Annotated in this window: 1 protein-coding gene; it reads right to left on the bottom strand. The window is 57.1% G+C overall.

Translation table 11 applies throughout. From position 1 onward, the window contains the following. Positions 1-82: 82 nt before the first annotated feature. Positions 83-1,468 (bottom strand): IS1182 family transposase, encoded by a 1,386-nt coding sequence (locus AC2FNU_RS24705; RefSeq protein WP_496794264.1) that lies wholly within the window; start codon positions 1,466-1,468, stop codon positions 83-85. Positions 1,469-1,551: the final 83 nt, after the last annotated feature.

Genomic DNA, 1,551 nt, shown 5'->3' with positions numbered 1-1,551 from the left:
GCTTTCCGCCCATTCTGTTGAAAAACAACGTATTGCTGGCGCAGAATGGGGTGACTTGAGCACGGCACGAACGCCTTTCCGATCAGGCTTTTCGCGTTTGCTGCGGCGCAGGAAAGATCTTGGCCAATTTGCGGAGGTTCTGGGCGGTGGCGGCGAGGAGGAATTCGTCATTGGCACCACATGGTCCGCGTAATCGGAGCCGTCCCAGCCCGAGGATCCGTTTGAGGTGGGCGAACAGCATTTCGACCTTTTTTCTGAGCTTCATCGAAATGTCGTACTGGCGGGTCTTTGCAATATCGCGAGCAACCTGTCGGGCGTCTTCGTGCTCTTCACGTGTGATCTTTCGAGCATCGGCGTTCGGGCAGCACTTGGCTTTCGACAGGCAGGTCTGACAGACGTCTTTCAAGGCGCGATAACGGGCCGTCCCTTTGCCGGTTGGCCCTCTGTTCGGATCGGAGTAGTTGCGGCGGAACTGCTTCAGCGCATGACCTTCGGGGCAGATGTATTGGTCGTTCTGGGCATCCCACTCGAAGTCGGCACGGGTCCAGGTTCCGTCGTTGCGCCCGGACTTATCAAAGACAGGTATGTGCGGCGCGATCTTGCGGTCGACCAGCCATCCAAGAAGTGGCCCGGTGCCGTAAGCGGTGTCGGCGATCAGCCGTTCTGGATGCAGATCGAACTTTTCCTCTACCCGGTCCAGCATGGTTTTGGTTGATCCGACTTCAGCTTGTCGGATGGACCGTGTGGCTTCCACATCGACGATGACGCCATGGTCGGTGTCGATCAGATAGTTGTCGGAATAGCTAAAGAATGCTGGGCCTTTACGGGCCGCCGTCCACTGGCTGGCCGGATCAGAATGAGAGGTGAACTTTGGTTGCACCTCGCTGGCGGCACCGAATGCGGCTTCATCTAACGTGTCGAGATACTCGCGAACGGCGCGAGGGGCATCGGTCGGGTCGATGTCGGAGGCGCACCATTCTTCTTTGGGTGTCGAATTCTGCTTGTTGGCATCCGCCTCGATCAAGCTGGCATCAATTGCCAGGCGCTGGCCGCTGACCAAACCTTCTGCGATGCAACGCGCAACTGTCGTCTCGAACAGATGACGCAGCAGCTCACTCTCACGGAACCGGCCATGCCGGTTTTTGGAGAACGTCGAATGGTCAGGCACGCGGTCAGTCAGATCGAGACGACAGAACCAGCGATAGGCCAAGTTCAAATGCACCTCTTCACAAAGCCGCCGTTCGGATCGGATGCCGAAGCAATACCCCACCAGCAGCATGCGGATCAGCAGTTCCGGATCGAAGGATGGCCGACCAGTGTGGCTATAGAAATCTGCGAGATAGGCGCGGATGCCATCCAGATCGACAAAGCGATCAATCGACCGCAGCAGGTGGTCTTGAGGAACATGATCCTCAAGAGAGAATTCGTAGAACAACGCCGCCTGCGCTTCCTGCTTCCGCCCCATCATCGCTCAGTCCTCCCATCCTCGGGGAGAATTGAATCAGCGACTTACCTCACGATCAAGCAAGAGTTTTTCAACGAAATACGCCC

This window comes from Ruegeria sp. BHSB064 (genome assembly GCF_059613205.1).
This window is presented reverse-complemented; position numbering and strand designations above follow the sequence as displayed.

What these genes read in the sequence shown, in the direction of transcription:
- AC2FNU_RS24705 (WP_496794264.1), bottom strand. Translation starts at nt 1,468, where the DNA reads ATGATGGGGCGGAAGCAGGAAGCGCAGGCGGCGTTGTTCTACGAATTC.